This window comes from Alteromonas lipotrueae, assembly GCF_019249255.1.
GTDB lineage: Bacteria > Pseudomonadota > Gammaproteobacteria > Enterobacterales > Alteromonadaceae > Alteromonas > Alteromonas lipotrueae.
This window is the reverse complement of the sequence record NZ_JAESDJ010000015.1, coordinates 90,862-108,175: the sequence shown is the minus strand read 5'-3', so window position 1 is coordinate 108,175 and position 17,314 is coordinate 90,862. Positions and strand designations below refer to the sequence as shown.

The 17,314-nt window shown below is 45.2% G+C and carries 11 protein-coding genes; 6 read left to right on the top strand and 5 right to left on the bottom strand.

All coding sequences use genetic code 11. The features are described from left to right. On the bottom strand, nucleotides 1-790 hold a 790-nt coding region (locus KYS23_RS17275), incomplete at its 3' end, for a MurR/RpiR family transcriptional regulator (RefSeq protein ID WP_218419566.1). Nucleotides 791-938: 148 nt separating this feature from the next. On the opposite strand from KYS23_RS17275, the gene KYS23_RS17270 reads away from it, so the two are divergent. From KYS23_RS17270 to KYS23_RS17260, 3 genes are read left to right on the top strand one after another with little or no spacing between them, the layout of a single operon-like run. Then, nucleotides 939-2,849 (top strand): bifunctional 5-dehydro-2-deoxygluconokinase/5-dehydro-2-deoxyphosphogluconate aldolase, encoded by a 1,911-nt coding sequence (locus KYS23_RS17270; protein ID WP_159532700.1) that lies wholly within the window; start codon nucleotides 939-941, stop codon nucleotides 2,847-2,849. After that, the gene (iolD, locus tag KYS23_RS17265; protein ID WP_159532698.1) at nucleotides 2,850-4,688 is read left to right on the top strand and encodes a 3D-(3,5/4)-trihydroxycyclohexane-1,2-dione acylhydrolase (decyclizing); all 1,839 of its coding nucleotides are present in this window, start codon (nucleotides 2,850-2,852) and stop codon (nucleotides 4,686-4,688) included. It abuts the gene before it with no gap. A gap of 32 nt (nucleotides 4,689-4,720) precedes the next feature. Next, a complete protein-coding gene (locus KYS23_RS17260) occupies nucleotides 4,721-6,223 on the top strand; it encodes a CoA-acylating methylmalonate-semialdehyde dehydrogenase (protein WP_159532696.1) in 1,503 nt (500 codons plus the stop codon). A gap of 88 nt (nucleotides 6,224-6,311) precedes the next feature. Here KYS23_RS17260 and KYS23_RS17255 read toward each other — a convergent pair whose 3' ends face one another. From KYS23_RS17255 to KYS23_RS17245, 3 genes are all read right to left on the bottom strand, one after another. Next, nucleotides 6,312-6,950, bottom strand: coding sequence for an HAD-IA family hydrolase (locus KYS23_RS17255; protein ID WP_218397390.1), 639 nt, complete (start codon nucleotides 6,948-6,950; stop codon nucleotides 6,312-6,314). Then, a complete protein-coding gene (locus KYS23_RS17250; protein ID WP_159532692.1) occupies nucleotides 6,951-9,293 on the bottom strand; it encodes a GH92 family glycosyl hydrolase in 2,343 nt (780 codons plus the stop codon). Nucleotides 9,294-9,372: 79 nt separating this feature from the next. Then, on the bottom strand, nucleotides 9,373-10,101 hold the full coding sequence (locus KYS23_RS17245) for a FadR/GntR family transcriptional regulator (protein ID WP_218397394.1): 729 nt from the start codon (nucleotides 10,099-10,101) through the stop codon (nucleotides 9,373-9,375). A 109-nt stretch (nucleotides 10,102-10,210) separates the two neighbouring features. Between KYS23_RS17245 and manD the strand changes: the two genes are divergently transcribed. Continuing rightward, nucleotides 10,211-11,419 carry a D-mannonate dehydratase ManD gene (gene manD / locus KYS23_RS17240; protein ID WP_218419564.1) on the top strand — a complete coding sequence of 403 codons (1,209 nt, stop codon included), beginning with the start codon at nucleotides 10,211-10,213 and terminating at the stop codon, nucleotides 11,417-11,419. Between the two features lie 46 nt (nucleotides 11,420-11,465). Here manD and KYS23_RS17235 read toward each other — a convergent pair whose 3' ends face one another. Next, nucleotides 11,466-12,545: a LysR family transcriptional regulator gene (locus KYS23_RS17235; RefSeq protein WP_232370671.1), complete on the bottom strand. Its 1,080-nt coding sequence runs from the start codon at nucleotides 12,543-12,545 to the stop codon at nucleotides 11,466-11,468. Between the two features lie 326 nt (nucleotides 12,546-12,871). On the opposite strand from KYS23_RS17235, the gene KYS23_RS17230 reads away from it, so the two are divergent. Both KYS23_RS17230 and KYS23_RS17225 read left to right on the top strand, forming a co-directional pair. Further along, nucleotides 12,872-14,113 (top strand): efflux RND transporter periplasmic adaptor subunit, encoded by a 1,242-nt coding sequence (locus tag KYS23_RS17230; protein ID WP_218397396.1) that lies wholly within the window; start codon nucleotides 12,872-12,874, stop codon nucleotides 14,111-14,113. Then, the gene (locus KYS23_RS17225) at nucleotides 14,113-17,235 is read left to right on the top strand and encodes an efflux RND transporter permease subunit (RefSeq protein WP_218419562.1); all 3,123 of its coding nucleotides are present in this window, start codon (nucleotides 14,113-14,115) and stop codon (nucleotides 17,233-17,235) included. Before KYS23_RS17230 ends, KYS23_RS17225 begins: the two co-directional genes overlap by 1 nt. Nucleotides 17,236-17,314 lie beyond the last annotated feature (79 nt).

Genomic DNA, 17,314 nt, shown 5'->3' with positions numbered 1-17,314 from the left:
GCATTAATGCTTGAATAATATTAAAGCTGCTATTAAGCGAACGAAATGAGTGGATCTCCGCTTCTTTAACTTTTATGCATACATCAGCAAGTTCTACCATAGGGCTCAATACACTATCGGTTAAGGCAATTATTTTTACGCCTTTTGATTTGGCTTGAGTGACCGTTTCGATTGTTTCAGGGGCATAAGGTGCGAAACTAATAGCAAATAACGCGTCGTCTTTTGTCATTAATCCACATTGGGCTCTGTCCATTTGCCCCACACTGTCGAGAAGGTGTGCTCGATAACCTAAATTTCCAAGTACATAGCTGAAGTAACTCGCAATGGGGAACGCACGTCTTACCCCTTGTACATGAATAATACTTGCCTTTTGTAGTTCTACTATGGCTAAGTTTAAGGCTTCAGGGTCAATCTTATCTAACGCACTTTTTTGTGCAGCCTCGTTTGCCGCTGTAATTTTTTTAAGCCAACTCAGCCCACACTGGTCATCATGGGTTTCTGGCGCATCTAATACCGATTGCACTCGAGATTCATAGGTAGGAGTGGAAGAAATGAGCTTATGTTTGAAGACCTGCTGCATGTCGCTAAAACCTTCGAAATCGAACGCATGGGCGAATCGTACTAGCGTAGAACCATGTACCCCCGCAGCTTCTGCGATACTGGCCGCAGTCCCAAAGGCAATACTATTAGGATTATCTAAGATAAACCGAGCAACTTGCTGAAGCCGATTGCTCAACGAAGCAAATTCCTGTTCGATTCGGTGTTCTAACGTTAACTGATCTTCTGCCATTGGTTTGATGGTGTCATCATAATTTCATACTAGGTGTTCTAAATTTAGCATGTAAGGAATAAATATTCCAGTGTTGATAAATTGGAATATTTGTTCTATTTTGTTTTTAGAAAGTTAATTATCCAATCAATTGAGAGTACCTGTATCAATGCAAGATGCTAAAACATTAGATCTGATCTGCCTAGGTAGAGCGTCTGTGGATCTGTACGGACAGCAAATCGGTAACCGCCTTCAAGATATCTCTACGTTTGCAAAATCTCTGGGTGGTTCTTCGTGCAATATTTGCTTTGGTGCAGCCCGCTTAGGATTGAAATCTTCTATGCTTACCCGTGTAGGCGATGAGCAGTTTGGGCAATTCATTCGTGAAGAATTAGACCGAGTTGGCGTAGACACAAGCCACGTTGTTACCGATAAACAGCGTCTCACAGCGTTGGCCATTTTATCAATAAAAAGTAAGGAAGAATTTCCGTTACTATTTTATCGTGCTGATTGCGCCGATATGGCAGTAGATATCAGTGATTTTGATGAGCAGTATATTGCATCAGCAAAGGCTTTATTGATTACCGGAACACATTTTTCAACTCCCCATGTTGATGCTGTTGCTCGTAAAGCAATTGAATATGCACGAAAAAACAATACTAAAGTTATTTTGGATGTTGACTACCGACCGGTACTTTGGGGGTTAACCCGCCCAGGTGAAGGCGACAATCGATTTGTCTCCAATAGCAGCGTTTCTGAGCATTTACAGTCTATTATTCCACTGTGCGATTTAATTGTTGGTACGGAAGAAGAAATACATATTGCTGGTGGTGTGACAGATACATTAGCAGCACTTCAAAACGTGAGGCAACTTACTGACGCCACCATCGTGCTAAAGCGCGGCGAGAAAGGATGTTCTATTTTCGATGACGCCATTCCCCCCCACATTGATGATGCTTTTTTTGCACCAGGGGTGAGGGTTGATGTCCTTAATGTGCTTGGTGCGGGCGACGCTTTCATGTCTGGTTTCTTGAGAGGATGGTTGCGTGAAGAAGGGTTTAAAAAAGCATGTGCCTACGGCAACGCCGCTGGCGCACTTGTGGTATCTCGCCATGGTTGTGCCCCCGCCATTCCTTCGGCTGACGAGCTTGACTATTACATTGCCAATCAACATTCCATTGAGCGCCCCGATATTCATCCAGAGCTTAACTATTTACATAGGGTTACCACGCGTCAAACTTCGCAGTGGCAAGACTTATGTATTTTAGCATTCGACCATCGTAAACAATTTGTCGAAATGGCAAATGAAGCGGGTGCCGATTTGTCAAAAATAAAAACCCTAAAAGCGCTTATTTTACAGGCGTTAGAGCAGACTGGCGTACAAGGTAATAATCAAGTTGGGGTTTTGATAGACGATACCTTCGGTCAAGATGCATTGAACGCTGTTACCGGAAAACGCTGGTGGGTGGGGCGTCCAGTGGAAGTGCCGGGTTCCCGTCCTATCGAGCTAGAAGGCGGGCGTTCTATAGGCTCTCGCTTGGTCAGTTGGCCTCAGGAGCATATCGTTAAATGTTTAGTGTTTATGCATCCAGATGACGACGCTGCCATGTGGGAAGCACAATCTAAGCAGATTGAAGAGCTTTATGCCGCGTGTTGTCAAAGTGGTCATGAACTGCTACTAGAAATAATTCCGCCTAGTGATATTCCCGCTGACGATACGTCTGTCGTAAGGGCAATGGAAATGATTTACGACCTCAATGTAAGGCCCGATTGGTGGAAGCTGCCTCCCCCTTCGCCTGCCGCATGGAAGCGCATTAGTGACCTGGTGAATAAGCGTTCGCCACATTGTAGAGGCATTATTCTTTTAGGTTTAGATGCGCCAATTGATGCACTTATAGAAGGGTTTTCTAATAGTGCTAAATATCCGCTATGTAAAGGCTTTGCAGTAGGCCGCTCTATATTTTCCGCACCCAGCAAAGACTGGTTGGCGGGAAAAATCGATGACGAGGTGCTGATGAAGGTGGTAGCTGAAAACTATCTTACTTTAGTCTCAGCATGGAACACGCGTAAGGACATTTAGATGAAGACCATTAGATACACTGCTGCGCAAGCAATGTTGGCATTTCTTACACAGCAGTACATTGTAATTGATCACGAAGAGTTCCCTATATTTGCCGGAGCCTTTGCTATTTTTGGTCATGGGAACGTGGCTGGCCTAGGTGAAGCACTACACGACAACAAAGCGACTTTTCCAACATACCGAGCGCATAACGAACAAGGCATGGCGCATGCCGCAATTGCGTATGCAAAAGCTAATAACCGTCGAAGAATGATGATGTGTACGTCATCAATTGGGCCCGGCGCAACCAATATGGTGACCGCCGCTGGGCTTGCTCACGCAAATCGTTTACCGGTGTTATTTGTGCCGGGCGACAACTTTGCGAACCGTAAACCTGATCCTGTTTTACAACAAATTGAGCACTTCAGTGACCCGAATATTTCAGTGAATGATTGTTTTAAACCGGTAAGTCGCTATTTCGATCGTATTAATCGACCCGAACAGCTTATTAATAGTTTACCGGTGGCCATGCAAACACTGCTCGACCCGGTGAATTGTGGGCCCGTTACTTTGGCATTTCCGCAAGATGTTCAGGCAGAGGCATTCGATTACCCAGTCTCATTGTTCACTAAAAGAGTGCATAGAATTCGTCAGCCTTTGGCTGAGCTTTTTGAAGTTGAACAAGCCGTGTCTGCGATAAAGAAATCGCAAAAGCCGTTAATTATTGCCGGTGGTGGAGTGCTGTATTCTGGCGCAGCAGCAGCCCTATCAGAATTTGCTGAAACTCATCAGATTCCGGTTGCAGAAACCCAAGCGGGTAAAGGCTGCCTATCTTGGCAACATCCTTGTGCATTGGGTGGGGTAGGTGTGACAGGAAGTGAAGCTGCAAATAAAATTGCCGCTGAAGCAGATTTAATTATTGCGATAGGCACTCGGCTACAAGATTTCACCACGTCATCTCGAACCCTTTGGAACCGCGACAATACAGTCTTACTTCAATTAAACATAGGCGCTTTCGATGCCAATAAACACGATGCGGTGTCTTTGGTAGGTGATGCGACGCAAACGTTAACACAGCTGCATAGCGCGCTAGCGCAATGGTCGGCGCCAACAACATGGTTGGAAAAAGCCCAAGTACTCAATATAAAGTGGCAGCAGCATTATGAAGATGTGACTTCAGACACCCAAGGTTTACCATCCGATGCGCAAGTATTAGGGGCGGTAAAGCGCGGTTCAAATGCTGGCGATACGATTGTGTGTGCAGCAGGTGGATTACCCGGCGAACTTCACAAACTATGGCGAGCAGAAGGACCCGGTAGTTATCACGTAGAGTATGGTTTTTCTTGCATGGGGTATGAAATAGCGGGCGGTTTAGGCGTTAAATTAGCCAAGCCAAACAATGACGTCATAGTGGTGGTTGGTGATGGCTCATACATGATGCTTAATGCCGAATTAGCAACATCTGTGATGCTTAAGCAAAAGATTATCGTCATTTTGTTAGACAACCGAGGTTTTGGTTGTATCCACCGATTGCAGCAAGGAACGGGTAATGCACCGTTCAACAATTTATTGGACGACTGTGAAGGTGCGCCTGAGTTGATGCAAATTGATTTCGCTCAACATGCTCGTTCAATGGGCGCGAATGCCGAACATGTTCACTCATTAGGTGAATTAGAAGCAGCGTTAACCAAAGCTAAGAGTAATACCACCAGCACGTTAATCGCGATTAATACAGACCCACATATCAGCACCGACAATGGCAGTTGGTGGGATGTCGCAATACCCCAAACGTCTAAAAGAAAAGCTGTTGCTGATGCGCATGAAAACTATACACAGCAGCAAGTTAAACAACCGTACTAATTCTTCAGGATCTAGGTTTAAAAGGTAGAGATATGCAAACGTTAGGTAATTATATAAATGGTGAGCGGGTCGACAGCACAAGTGATCGCGATAATTCAGTTTACGATCCGGCCACAGGTGAGGTAATCAGAAAAGTAAGCCTATCTACAGTTGAAGAAACCCAAGCGGCCATTACTGCCGCTAAGCAGGCGTTTGTGACATGGAGTGAAGTAACTCCGCTAAACAGAGCCCGAGTTATGTTCAAGTTTAAGGCGTTGTTAGAAACGCACAAAGATGAACTTGCTACCTTAATTACCAAAGAGCACGGCAAAGTGTTCTCTGATGCTCAAGGTGAGTTAACGCGGGGTATCGAGGTGGTGGAATTTGCCTGCGGCATTCCACATTTACTCAAAGGTGAGCAGTCGATGAATGTGGGGCGAGGCGTAGACAGTTTTAGTCTAATGCAGCCTGTAGGTGTTTGTGCCGGCATTTCCCCTTTTAATTTTCCTGCGATGGTACCACTTTGGATGTTTCCTGTAGCGATTGCCTGCGGAAATACGTTTGTCATGAAGCCGTCAGAAAAAGACCCCAGTACTATATTAAGAATTGCCGAATTACTTACCGAGGCCGGTTTACCCGATGGCGTATTCAATGTCGTCAACGGTGACAAAACATCGGTCGACGTACTAATTACAGATGAAGATGTTGATGCTATTAGCTTTGTCGGCTCAACCCCCATTGCTGAATATGTTTACAATGTGGGAAATCAGCACGGTAAGCGAGTACAAGCATTAGGTGGCGCAAAAAATCACTTGGTTGTAATGCCCGATGCCGATCTTGACTTGGTTAGCGGTGCACTGATGGGCGCGGCGTATGGTTCAGCCGGCGAGCGCTGTATGGCAATTTCAGTTGCTGTGTGTGTGGGTGACGAAGCCGCAGATGCATTAATTGCACAATTGCAGCAAGAAATAGCGCAAATGCGAGTAGGCCCAGGTTTAGGTGAAGGTGACGAACCTCATATGGGGCCGCTAATCAGCCGGGAACACGCCGCTAAGGTGCAAGAGTATATCTCAGATGGTGTGGAAGAAGGGGCCACACTAGTTGCTGATGGCCGAAACTATCGCGTGTCTGGATGTGAAAAAGGCTATTTTGTGGGGCCGACACTGTTTGATAACGTGACCCCTAAAATGCGTATTTATAATGAAGAAATATTTGGGCCAGTACTCAGCGTTGTTCGAGTGAGTAGTTTTGAAGAAGCGCTAGCACTGGTTAACCGTCATGAATATGGTAATGGCACCTCTATTTTCACTGCAAATGGAGAAGCAGCCCACGCTTACTGTCACAAAGTGCAGGTGGGTATGGTAGGCGTTAATGTACCTATACCAGTGCCAATGGCGTTCCATAGCTTTGGTGGTTGGAAAAGATCTATTTTTGGCCCACTAAATATGCACGGGCCAGATGGCGTTCGTTTTTACACTAAAATGAAAACGGTGACGGCACGTTGGCCCAAAGGTCAGCAAAACATCAATCACTTTACGATGCCTACTATGAAGTAAAACCCGGGCATTTATCATTTATTAAAAGCCAGTCAGTTTCTCCTGACTGGTTTTTTTGCTTAACAGTGTGAATGATAGTAAGTGAATACTAACTTACGTTAGCAATCATTTTAGGCAATTGTTTCATGTCGTTAAAGCTGGTCACGTGGGGTAATGAAAGCGTTTCATTGTAGCGATTATAAAACAGGGTAGTAATCCCAGCGCGGCTACCCGCCTCTGCGCCCACTTTACTGTCTTCAATAACCACACATTGATTAGGCGATACCTTCATCATAGCGGCCACATCAAGGTATATCTGAGGATTGGGTTTGTAGTAGCCTATGTCGTAGGCACTAAAAATGTTGTCGTTAAAGTAACCGCGAAGTTGGCAAACATTTAGGGCATGCTCAATTTTCTGCCGTGGGCCATTAGATACTACGGCTTTTCGATGAGGGAGGTGGTCAAGTGCGTAAACGACACCTTCAATAGGTGTTAAGTGCTTATCGAACAAAGACGCAACACGCTTACGATAAGACGAGATAAAATCGTCAGGCAATTCTACAGAATACTGCCGTGAAATAGATGCCATTATTTCAGACAGTTTCATACCGCGATAGTGTTTTACCAAGTCATCTGCATCTAGTGTTACGTCGAGTTCAAGAAACGCGTGGGCAATACCTAAATTACAAAGATACTCACTGTCTACCAACGTACCGTCATTATCGAATAACAGGCAAGATTTCGACATTTAGTGAAGCTGCTTATTGGGTCGGTCAGACATATCTAGAACAAGTGTTCCACCGTTAACTATTTCACTATGGAGCAGATAGGTGCGAGTCAATGGCTTGCCGTTCAGTGTTATGGCGCTGACATATACATTGTCTGCACTGTTGTTACGTGTTCGAATAGTAAAGGTTTTTCCGGTGTAATAGTGGTCATCCAACGTAATGGTAATAGTGTCAAAAAGAGGGCTACCAATATAATAAATAGGATCCTTTTCTACCCCCCCGGTAAGCTGGAAAAGTCCAATTTTCATCAGTACGGCCAAACTACCCATTAGTCCTTGGTCTTCGTCACCACTGTAACCACGCTGTGGTGACAAATCAGAGTAGACTTTATTGACGACTTTTCGCGACCAATATTGGGTCTTCCAAGGTGCGCCAGCAGCGCTAAAAATGAATGCGGTTTGCATACTTGGTTGATTACCATAGTTAATAGGAATTCTTCTATACTCGTCTTTCGCTTCATCTGCATGTGCGTTACCTGCAGTAAATCCTTGCTTTTCAGCCTCGTTAAAGGCGTTGTCGAGCCTTTCAATCAGCGTTGTTTTTCCGCCCATTAAGGACGCGAGGCCATCAATGTCATGCGCCACATTCCACGTACCTTGTGCTGGGTTAGATTCAACGAATCCATTTTCATATTGAAATGGATCGAAAGGGGTTTGCCACGAACCATCTGGATTTCTTGGTCTCATATAACCGCTACTTGCATCGAATACGTGACGGTAATTTTTTGAGCGCTTAGCGTACATTTCATAGTCGTCGTTATAGCCTAGTGCACCGGCTAATTGTGCTAGAGCATGATCCTGAAAAGCGTATTCCAGCGTCATTCCTGGGCCACGTTTGTGATTACCATACATACTTTCGCCTGTAGGAAGTGGGAATGGAACATAGCCATCATTCTCATAAAAGCGCATGCCGCCGCCAGTATTGGTGTAATGCTCGTAACCCGCTTTTGCCATCATGCCAGCAGTGCTGTGGTTCTTCTTGAGTCCTTCATAGGCAAGTTCAACATCAAAGTCTTGAATGCCTTTCATATAATTTGACACGATAAAAGGGGTGGAAGACGCGCCTGTCATCACATAGGTGTAATTTCCGCCTGATGGACCACGTGCAATCATACCGCCGTCTTTGTAATAGTTGAGTAAGCTATTTGTCATTTCTGAAGCAATTTTTGGATAGGCAAGTGGCCACAACGTTGATATTGTCCATTGAGCTCCCCAGAAAGAGTCTGAATTGTAGTGATTAAACAAGGGCTCTCCACTGTCTAAAAGCGGTATCTGTTTCACTCTGGGGGTACTAGAAGTTTGATCCATATACTGACCATTGGCATCAGAAATGATGCGTCGCCCCTGTAATGCGTGCCAAAGATCAGTGTAGAATCTGCGCTGCTGCTGGCGGGTTCCACCAGACACCGAAATTTTACTCAGCTGTTGATTCCAAATTGCAAAAGCGTCTTCTTTCACTTTATCGAATTCCCAGTGTGGGAGTTCAATATCAATGTTCGATTTTGCATTTTCTTCTGACACGTAGGATATCCCTACTTTCATTAGCAGCGGTTGTTTTGACGGTGATATATTGACCAGTAGGCCTGCGTCTATGCCATTAATAAAATCTACTTTTTCAAAATGGTGCTCGCCGCGCCAACTATCCATATCCTCAATAGGACGGCTGAATTCAACGTGAAAAAAGACTTTGGTTGGACGGGATCGACGGTAAGTGGGTAAATTCGTTATATAGCCATTAATAGACGTCTGTGAAACCTTATGCGCTTCAGCATGGCCAAGATGACTAGGGCCCAGTTGCCCACCTAAATTAAACAAAACCTGCTGGTTTTCGCTGTTAGCGAATTGATAACTGTGAAATCCCACCCGTGTTGTGGCCGTTAATTTTACATCGATGTTATAGCGGGATAACTGTAGCTGATGAAACCCAGGTTTTACAATTTCATCATTGTGATTAAACGCAGAATAGTAGTCCGATTTTAATTGTGTAATGGGGAGCTTGGTTGATACGGGCATAACTGACAAGCCTGCAAGCTGCCACGCGTGAACATGGCTAAAACCTTTTACTTCGCTGGAATTGTAGCGATAACCGCTTCCCCATGCGCCGCCCGTTTCTGTATCAGGGTTTAAGTTAACCATACCAAAAGGTAACGATGCAGAGTCAAAGAAAAACCAGCGACTGTTTGCCGTATCGGCAAAAGGATAAACCAAATCGACGGGTTGCTGGTTGGCGAAAGACGGTGTTTGCCAACATAACGACAATGTAACGGCCAATAAAGCCACCATACATTTAAAATCTTTTTTCATGACAATGCTCTGCGTTATCGAAATCTGGACGCACAGAAATATCAACATTGCAGACCAATGTCAAATTGGACTGTCCAAACTAAGCGTCTCCAATCATAATTATAAACATGTCTTCTACGTGTTTGAGATGGCTTTCCATTGCTTGCCTTGCTCCATCTCCGTCGCGCCTACATAAATTTTCGTATATAGCCTGATGGGCTTCAATGTTGGGGTTGGCGCCATGTCTTCGCATTTTTTCAGCAAAGAGACGACTAATTTCAGATGAATCTCGCAAGGTCCACAGCCAATCAACCATAGTGTAAATAGCACTGTTTCGTGTTGCGTGCGCAATTAACCGGTGAAACCTACCATCAAACTGTTCTGCCCCGGTTAAATCTTGCTTACCAACTAACACCGACATTTGTTCGATATAAGCTTGAAGCTTACGTAGTTCTTCGTTGCTGATACGTGAAGCCGCCATTTCGCACGCTTGCCCTTCGAGTAGCCGTCTCGCTTCCATAATTTCTAAAGGGCCAGGGGCATCTTCGGTAATTAGGGCGGGGCTTAGGGTTGATTTCTTTAATACGTAAATGCCAGAACTAGGGCGTATTGCAACAATGCCTGACACTTCTAGTGCAATTAATGCCTCGCGTACGGTTTGTCTGCTCACATCATAGCGGCTGGCTAATTCACGCTCTGCTGGCAAGCGTTCGCCAGGTTTTATTGTTCCATCACTAATAAGTTGAGCGAGTTTGTCCGCAATTTGCAAATACAGACGTTTAGCACCTGTATTGTCAACGGATGAAAATTGATCTTGTAAATTGGTCAAGCCGATTATACTCTAGAGTTAATAGTCCAGACCAATTTAAAGGTTTACCTTAGTAACTTCAAGTTACTCTCCCCTAGATTGGTGCACGTTAATGCTTAAAGGTACTCGTATGAAAATAATTGAAGCAAAAGTGATTGTTACTTGCCCCAGTCGTAACTTTGTGACGTTAAAAATTGTTACCGATGAAGGGATTTATGGAATTGGTGATGCTACGTTAAATGGTCGTGAACTCGCGGTTGTTAGTTACCTTGAAGATCATTTAATACCTTGTTTGTTAGGTAAAGATGCTAGCCGTATAGAGGATATTTGGCAGTACTTCTATAGAGGAGCGTACTGGCGCAGAGGGCCTGTTGGAATGACAGCCATCGCGGCAATTGACGTCGCACTATGGGACATTAAAGCGAAAGCGGCTAATATGCCATTGTATCAATTACTCGGCGGCCGCAGCCGTGATGGGGTAATGGTCTATGGCCATGCAAATGGCAACACCATTGAAGAAACCGTCGAGGAAGTGGGCAGGTATATTGATATGGGTTATAAAGCCATTCGTGCGCAAACAGGTGTTCCTGGCCTTAGTAGCACGTATGGTGTTTCCAAAGATAAACTGTTTTATGAACCCGCTGACGCTAATTTACCGTCGGAAAATATTTGGTCTACCAGTAAGTACCTAAACAGCGTCCCTAAATTATTTGAGACATTGCGTGATACTTATGGATACGATCACCATTTGTTACACGATGCCCATCACCGTTGCACACCGCTAGAGGCGGCTCAATTAGGTAAGTCTCTAGAACCTTACAAGTTGTTTTGGCTAGAAGACGCCGTTCCCGCTGAACTGCAAGAAGGGTTTAGGTTATTCCGACAACATACCACTACCCCAATTGCCGTTGGGGAGGTATTCTCCTCAATTCATGACTGCCAACAGCTTATTAGTGAACAATTAATCGATTACATTCGCACTACAATTGTACACGCTGGCGGAATTTCACACTTGCGCAGAATTGCGCATTTAGCCGAGCTTTACCATATTCGCACTGGATTCCATGGTGCTACCGACTTAAGTCCAATTACCATGGGAGCTGCGGTACATTTTGATACCTGGGTTCCTAATTTTGGTATTCAAGAATACATGCGTCATACCGAAGAAACCGACGCTGTATTCCCCCATGACTATCGTTTCGAAAAGGGGTTTATGAAGGTGGGTGAAAAGCCCGGACATGGTGTAGATATTGATGAGTCGCTCGCGGCCAAGTATCCCTACAAGCCGGCTTACTTACCTGTGAACCGACTTGAAGATGGCACTATGTATAATTGGTAGAAACCCTATACTGCACTAATAATAACGTTGAAATCAGCAGCTGAACCTATGCTTTTACCTTGCTGATTTCATCGTTTACCGCACAATCAGCTTCCAACACCTCCGTTTGCGGAACACCAGTTGACGTCATATCGTTATTTTCTCTATTACGTTGTGTCAAGATGCGCTTTACGGTTTCGGCGCAATAGGCTTTACGGCAGCATTGAGATAGCAGCATTTCATGGCGTTCTACACGCTCACGAATGAACTTCACCACTAACTTACGCAACCACTGTAAGCCTGCATCTAAGTCTTGGCGTTTGTGCCACATAACAGACATTGGCAGGCCTTTAATTTCAACAGGGGTTTCAAACACCGCGAGCTCACCAGAGAAGATTTCCTTCTCGACAACCAGTGACGGTGCAACACATATTAAGTTGCTTTCTTTTAGCAGCGGCGTAGCGTTGTAGAACTGATTGACCGACATGGCAATTCGGCGTTTTAACCCCATGTTAGCCAATACCTGATCGGTAGGGCCGGTGACATCACCCGTTACCGACACTAACAGGTGATCTGCAGCAATAAAGTCTTCTAGCGTGAGCTGTGCTTTCGCTAGCGGGTGATCGGGACGCATCACCACTACCCAACTAGGATCTAACACGTGCTCGGAACGTATCACCGCATCAGGTTGATGGTATTTAGAAAAGGTTAGTTCGGCCTCAGCGTCTTTCAATACCTTATCAGTGCCTAAATCGTAACTGGGGATCGCATGAATATTAATACCTGGCGCTTCATTTTCAATTACCTTACGTAGCGGCCCCCACACCATAGCAACAATGCTGTCGGTGGCCGATATACGAAAGGTACGTTTCGCCGTTGCAGGGTCAAATTCCGCAGGACTTACGGCAACTTCAAGCTGTCCTAATGGGCCTTGAATTTGGCTCCACAGGTTTGTGGCAAAAGAGGTGGGTTGAATACCACGACCATCCTTTACGAATAACTCGTCTTTCCATGCGGTACGCATGCGAGAAAGGGCGTTTGAAACTGCTGGCTGGGTCATCGACAACCTATCAGCAGCACGGGTAATCGCGCCTTCTGTCATGATGGCATCAAATATCATCAATAAATTTAAATCATGTGGACGCATCAGTCTCTCCCGTTATTCGTAAATTAGTTCTGTACCTGGGTTCTGGTTCAAGGCCGAGGTATGGAAATACTCCGTAAACACGCGGTGAACCCATCACTTTTTATCGCTTCAGTTTATCTCTATACGGCGCGTCTAGCTATTATCACAACACTTTTTTGCTTCATGTCGTGGTGCCAACTTTCATGTAACACCTTGGGCGAAATAGCTCAAATTTCATACTTTTTAATGTATATCATTTTATGATGTGTTGCATGCGAAAATATAATTATTCTTATTGTATTGCGATGTGCATAATGCAGGCCTTCAAACTTTTAGAGACACTTGCAATGACGACTTTAACTCGATTTTTGGCAATATTAAGCCTAACAGCACTTGTCGCCGCATGTGGCAGCGACGACACGGATCCTGGCCAGCAAATGCATGCTAATGCAGGCATTCCTGTAGATGTTGCGCCAGTGGTCTCGCAGCGTTTAACTGAGTGGGACAGTTTTACTGGCCGTTTAGAAGCGCCGCAAACGGTATCGCTTCGCCCCCGCGTTTCAGGCTACATTGAATTTGTTGCTTTTGAAGAAGGCGAATATGTAGAGCAGGGCGAAACCTTATTCCTTATTGATAACCGCGCTTTTAAAGCAGAAGTTGAGCGTTTAACCGCGCAACTTGAAGAAGCAAAAAGCCGCTATGACTTATCTGTGCAAAGCTATGACAGAGTCGTAAAGCTTCGTAAAACCCAAGCGGTTTCGCAAGAAGTGCTAGACGAACGTTTAGCGGGTAAGAATCAAGCTTTTGCTAGCATAAACCAAACGAAAGCGGCGTTAGACGTTGCCCGTTTGAACCGTGGTTTTGCTCGAGTTGAAGCGCCGATTTCTGGCCGTGTGTCTCGCGCGAATATCACCGAAGGTAACTATGTAACGGCAGGGCAGTCAGAGCTTACTAGCATCGTATCTACCCATCAGCTTTACGCATACTTCGATATTGATGAGCAAACTTACCTAAATTACATTAGCAGTGATGATAAAACCGACGCTACGGTAAACGACCAGGCGGTTGCGATGCGTCTTGCTAATGAGCAAGATTATGGCCACTGGGGGCAAATCGATTTCGTCGATAATCAAGTGAATGGCAGTACCGGCACCCTTCGTGTTCGTGCTGTATTCAATAACGAAAATGGTCGTTTAATGCCGGGTTTATTTACCCATTTAAAACTAGCGGGTGATACCAACGAGCAAGGCATTCTCATTAAAGAAAAAGCGATAGGTACCGACCTTAACAACAAATTTGTGTTGGTGGTAAACAGCGAAAATAAGGTGAAATACCGCGCGGTTACCTTGGGTGACAAAGTGGGTAGTATGCGCATTATTCAAAATGGCTTAGTAGCTGGCGACACCATTGTAGTCGATGGCCTTCAGCGTGTGCGTCCAGGTGCTGTTGTTGCGCCAAACCAGGTTGATATGGGTGATAAAGAAGCTCTTGCAAGCCTACAAAATTGGCAGGCACGAGTAGATAACGTAACAAATTTGGCTAGCGCTGATACCCTTACTGGTAGCGCAGCGGGTACTGGAATTAATTAATGAACTTTTCGCAATTTTTCATTCGCCGCCCTATTTTTGCAGGTGTACTAAGCCTGCTCATTTTCATTGGCGGGGCCATTGCTGTTTGGCAGCTTCCTATTACAGAATACCCTGAAGTTGTGCCGCCTACGGTAGTGGTAACGGCTAACTATCCAGGTGCTAACCCCAAGGTTATAGCTGAAACCGTTGCTACCCCCTTAGAGCAGGAAATTAACGGCGTAGAAGATATGATTTACATGTCTTCGCAGGCTACATCTGATGGGCGTATGACCCTTACCATCACGTTTGCCATTGGTACCGACCCTGATGATGCCACTACACTGGTTCAAAACCGGGTTAATCGCGCCACACCGCGATTGCCACAGGAAGTACAGCGCTTAGGCATTGTTACCGAAAAATCGTCACCCAATTTAACCATGGTGGTGCATTTAACGTCGCCTGATAAACGTTACGACATGCTCTATTTGTCTAACTATGCTGACCAATTCGTAAAAGATGAACTCGCTCGTGTTGAAGGGGTAGGGCAAGTTCGTTTATTTGGTGCTGGTGAATACAGCATGCGTGTATGGCTAGATCCAAACAAGTTAGCCTCACTGCAAATGAACCCAGGCGATGTGGTGGCGGTAATTTCCGAACAAAACCAACAAGCTGCGGCAGGAAGTCTAGGTGCACAGCCTACGGGCACCAGCGAGTTTCAACTGCTTATCAATGTACGCGGTCGCCTAGAAGATGAAAGTGAGTTTGAAAACATCATCATTAAAGCCGGGGATAATGGTGAAATTACCCGTTTAAAAGATGTAGCACGAATTGAGTTAGGTGCCGATTACTACACCTTGCGTTCACTGTTAAACAACAATCCTGCGGCTGCATTACCTATATTTCAGGCACCAGGTTCTAATGCCATTCAAATTTCTGATGACGTGCGTGCGCGCATGGCTCAGCTAGAAAAAATGTTTCCAGAAGGGTTGGAATACGACATCGTTTACGACCCCACGGTATTCGTGCGCGGCTCAATTGAAGCGGTGGTGAATACGTTATTTGAAGCTGTGTTATTGGTTGTTTTGGTTGTTGTACTGTTTTTACAAACGTGGCGCGCTTCCATTATTCCTTTAGTGGCCGTTCCCATTTCGTTGGTAGGTACCTTTGCGTTTATGCAATTGATGGGCTTTTCATTAAATGCGCTGTCGTTGTTTGGCTTGGTACTCGCTATCGGGATTGTGGTTGATGATGCCATTGTGGTGGTGGAAAACGTAGAGCGAAATATTGCCGACGGTAAAGCGCCATTCGACGCTACAGTACAAGCCATGAAAGAAGTAACAGGCCCTATTATTGCCACTACCTTGGTATTGGCTGCGGTATTTATCCCTACTGCCTTTATGAGTGGCTTAACCGGTCAATTTTATAAGCAGTTTGCGTTAACTATTACCATTTCTACCTTTATTTCGGCCATTAATTCACTAACCCTAAGCCCAGCGCTGTCGGCATTATTATTAAAGCCTCATGGGCAATCGAAAGATTGGTTAAGCCGTGGTATGGATAAATTATTTGGCCGTTTTGTATTTACGCCATTTAATAAAATGTTCGATCGCGGTGCCAAAAAATACACAGGCGCTGTAGGTGGGCTTATTCGCAAAAGCGGTGTGGTAGTGGTGCTTTATGCCGGTTTATTAGGCCTAACCTACTTCCAGTTTGCTAACACGCCAACCGGTTATGTACCGCCGCAAGATAAGCAGTACCTTATTGCATTTGCTCAGCTTCCCAATGCCTCGTCGCTAGATAGAACCGAGGAAGTGGTACGTGAAATGTCACGAATTGCGATGGAGCACCCTGGGGTTTCTGATGCAGTAGCGTTTCCAGGTTTGAATATTAATGGCTTCACCAATAGCCCAAGTTCCGGTGTGCTGTTTACGCCGTTAAAGCCTTTTAGTGAACGCCAAAGTCCAGAGTTATCCGCCGGTGCTATTGCGATGCAATTAAACCAGCAATTTGGTTCTATTAAAGGTGCGTATGTGGCTATATTCCCGCCACCACCGGTAATGGGGCTTGGCACCATTGGTGGGTTTAGGCTGCAAGTGCAAGACAGAGGAAACTTAGGTTTTGCTGAACTTGAAAAAGTAACGCAAGAGGTGATTGGCAAAGCGTGGGCGCACCCTGCACTAACCGGTAGTTTCACTAGCTTTACGGTTAATGTACCTCAGTTAAATGTGGATGTAGACCGCGAGAAAGCCGTTAGCCAAGGGGTAAATATTGGCACCTTATTTGACACCATGCAGGCGTATTTAGGCTCGGTGTACGTGAACGACTTCAACTTGTTCGGTAGAACCTATCAGGTGAATGTTCAGGCCGATGCCCAGTACCGCCAAGACGTTGAAAACATCACTCAGTTTAAAGTGCGAAACGATAAAGGCGATATGATCCCGCTAGGTTCGTTCCTTAATATTGAACATAGTGCAGGGCCAGACAGAGTGATGCATTACAACGGTTATGTTACTGCTGAAGTCAATGGTTCTCCGGCTCCGGGCTACAGTTCAGATCAGGCAAAAGCGGCTATCGAGCAAATTCTTGATGAAACCCTGCCGTTAGGTATGACCTACGAATGGACCGAGCTAACGTATCAGCAAATATTGGCAGGTAACGCGTCAGCCTTTATCTTCCCGCTGGTAGTACTGTTGGTGTTTTTAGTTTTGGCTGCGCAGTATGAAAGCTTGCGCTTACCACTGGCTATTATATTAATTGTTCCTATGACCTTGCTAAGTGCGTTAATTGGCGTGGTGATATACGGCGGCGACAACAACATATTTACCCAAATTGGCTTAATAGTGTTAGTGGGGCTTGCTACTAAAAACGCCATTCTTATTGTGGAATTTGCTAAAGAGCTACAAGACAACGGCATGGATGCACTATCAGCCATTAAAGAGGCCAGTAAGTTGCGTCTTCGCCCCATACTGATGACGTCTATTGCATTCATTATGGGCGTGTTACCTATGGTGCTTTCTACCGGCGCGGGCTCTGAAATGCGTCAAGCTATGGGAGTAGCGGTTTTCTCCGGCATGATTGGCGTGACTGTTTTTGGTTTAATCCTAACGCCTGTTTTTTACTACTTGTTGAAACGTAAAGGTTAACGCTCCCGTTTACCCAAGCGTTGCCTCCTCCTCGTACTTTGGAGGCACTTCAGGCCACTTATTTAAGTGGCCTTTTTTT